This is a genomic window from Halogeometricum sp. CBA1124 (assembly GCF_009741955.1).
GTDB classification, from domain to species: Archaea; Halobacteriota; Halobacteria; order Halobacteriales; family Haloferacaceae; genus Halogeometricum; species Halogeometricum rufum.
Genome location: NZ_WPCD01000319.1, coordinates 1 through 2,300, shown reverse-complemented (window position 1 = coordinate 2,300; position 2,300 = coordinate 1). Strand labels below are relative to the sequence as shown.

The window sequence follows — 2,300 nt, the reverse complement described above, 5'->3', positions numbered from 1 at the left end:
GGAACTCCGCCAGCACCTCGGCGGCGCGTTCGGGCCGCGCGGTGACGGCGTGCGCGAGCGAGACGCCGAACGCGCCCAGCGAGAGTCCGAACAGCCAGTCCATCGCCGTCGGGTCGACGCCGAGGACCAGCGGGTCGCCCGACGCGACGACGGCGTAGTCGTAGGCGAACGAGGCGGCGACGACGACGAGGAACGCGGCGAGGACTGCCGCCCGGACCGACCGCTCCGATTCGTCGGTCACGGCGTCCCAGTCTACCCGACCGGCCGCCGGTGCGCCCGGCGATTCGTCCGCGGGTGGCACGAGGTGGGCGACTGCGGCGACGGACAAGAAACTACCGTACGCTGGAATCGCGATTTGAGCAACGTTCATGTGTCATCGCCGGGACGCATCCCACCGTGCATCGCGCCGAACGGCACCGCCGCGGCCGAACGTCGCCCCCGCCCGGGAGGGTCGCGTGAGTCGCCTCGGCTTCCTCCTCCGGCGGAGCGTCTTCGCCGTCGTCGCCGCCGTCGGCGTCCTGACCGTGGTGTTCCTCCTCGTCACCGTCCCGGAGAATCCGAACGTCGCCAAGGTCAAGTTCGCCGCCGCGATGGCCGGTAACGACCCGCAGGCGGCGGCGGAGGCCTACCGCGCCACCCACAACCTCGACCGGTCGCTGTGGTGGCGGTGGACGCACTGGATGGGGAACGTCCTCCGGTTCCGGTGGGGCGTCTCCCAGAGCATGGGCGCGCCCGTCGTGGCGGTGCTGGCGCGCGCCACGCCGTACACGCTCGGCTACCTCGTCCCCGGCGTCTGGTGAGCGTCGTCGTGGGCGTCACCGCGGGCGTGGCGACGGCGCTTCGGCGGCGGAGTCCCGCGGACCGACTGGGCGCGGCCGTCGCCTATCTCGGCTACGGCGTCCCCAACTTCTACCTCGCCACCTTCCTGCTCATCCTCGTCGGCACGCAGTTCGGCTGGGACGCGACGGGCTTTCGGAACGAACTGCTGACCCCGAAGAACGCGAAACGGTACGTCCTCCCAACCGTCGTCCTCGCGACGACGCTCACCGCCAGCCAACTGCGCTACACCCGGTCGCTCTCGACGGACCTCCTCGGGCGCGACTTCGTCCGACTCGCCCGCGCGAAGGGCGCGCCCGTCTCCCGCGTCGCCCGCCACGTCGTCCGGAACGCCGCCGTCCCCCTGTTGACGCTCACGTTCGCGGACCTCCTCGGCGTGCTGATGTTGAACGTCTTCGTGCTGGAGTTCGTCTTCGGCATCCCCGGCATCGGAACGGTGAGTCTGGCCGCGATTCGGGACCGCGACGTGCCACTCGTACTCGGGGCGACGGCGCTGTTCGTCCTCGTGGGCGTCGTCGGCAACTTCCTGCAGGACCTCGCCTACGCCGCTCTCGACCCGCGCGTCGAGGAGTGACCGGCCGTGAGAACGGATGCGTTCGAGAGACTGGCCATAATCGGGCGACCGAGGGGCCGTCGGGGAACGAACACGGCGCGACGTTTCCGCGGGGATTATTGTCTCTCGCGGAGGAGTGAGTCCAATGGCACGTGACCGGTCCGCCGAGGAGTCGCCCGAACTCCTCTCCGTCCTCGACGCCCTGGACGACGCGGACGCCCGAGCCATCATCAGAGCACTGGTAGAACCCATGACCGCAAGTGAACTCTCCGACGAGTGCGACATCCCACTCTCGACGACGTACCGCAAGTTGGACCTCCTGACCGACGCGGACTTGCTCGTCGAGGGCACGGAGATTCGCTCGGACGGACATCACACGACGACGTACGAGGTGACGTTCGACGAGGTGCGCATCGAACTCACCGACGACCGAACCCTCGACGTGGACGTGGTCCGCCCCGAAGCGACGCCCGAACAGCAACTCGCGGACATCTGGTCCGCGGTTCGGAGGGAGACGCAGTGAGTCACTTCGCCTCCGCCCCGGCCCTCGCCACCGCCCTCATCGTCGTGCAGACGGGCATCCTCGTCATCGGGGGTCTCATCACCTACTTCAGCTTCAAGGCGTACCGCCGGACCGGCGAGTCGTCGCTCCGGGCGCTGACGCTCGGGTTCGGCATCATCACCTTCGGCGCGACGATCGCCGGCGCTCTCGACGTAATCCTCGAACTGAACCTCGTCGTCGGCGTCCTCGTGGACTCCGTGCTCACGCTCATCGGGTTCGCCATCATCATGTACTCCCTCTACGTCGAGTAGGGGTTCCGAGCGGTGCGCTATTATTGCTCGATATACACACAACTGTTATATCCGTCCGGTACGAACATCCGCCGATGAGCGAGAAGACATCCGACGC

At 68.3% G+C, this 2,300-nt stretch carries 5 protein-coding genes; 4 read left to right on the top strand and 1 reads right to left on the bottom strand.

The window, feature by feature from the left end; genetic code table 11:
- Positions 1 to 301: hypothetical protein (locus tag GJ632_RS21005; protein WP_191453938.1), on the bottom strand; the 301-nt coding region annotated here is incomplete at its 3' end.
- A gap of 154 nt (positions 302 to 455) precedes the next feature.
- Here GJ632_RS21005 and GJ632_RS22625 point away from each other — a divergent pair.
- From GJ632_RS22625 to GJ632_RS20990, 4 genes are all read left to right on the top strand, one after another.
- On the top strand, positions 456 to 800 hold the full coding sequence (locus GJ632_RS22625) for a hypothetical protein (RefSeq protein ID WP_197428141.1): 345 nt from the start codon (positions 456 to 458) through the stop codon (positions 798 to 800).
- Positions 797 to 1,411 carry an ABC transporter permease gene (locus GJ632_RS21000; RefSeq protein WP_197428140.1) on the top strand — a complete coding sequence of 205 codons (615 nt, stop codon included), beginning with the start codon at positions 797 to 799 and terminating at the stop codon, positions 1,409 to 1,411. The genes GJ632_RS22625 and GJ632_RS21000 overlap by 4 nt, the downstream gene beginning before the upstream one ends.
- A 124-nt stretch (positions 1,412 to 1,535) precedes the next feature.
- Positions 1,536 to 1,913: a helix-turn-helix domain-containing protein gene (locus tag GJ632_RS20995; protein WP_089805896.1), complete on the top strand. Its 378-nt coding sequence runs from the start codon at positions 1,536 to 1,538 to the stop codon at positions 1,911 to 1,913.
- Entirely contained in the window at positions 1,910 to 2,203 is a 294-nt protein-coding gene (locus GJ632_RS20990) for a hypothetical protein (protein WP_089805898.1), read from the top strand. Before GJ632_RS20995 ends, GJ632_RS20990 begins: the two co-directional genes overlap by 4 nt.
- Positions 2,204 to 2,300: the final 97 nt, after the last annotated feature.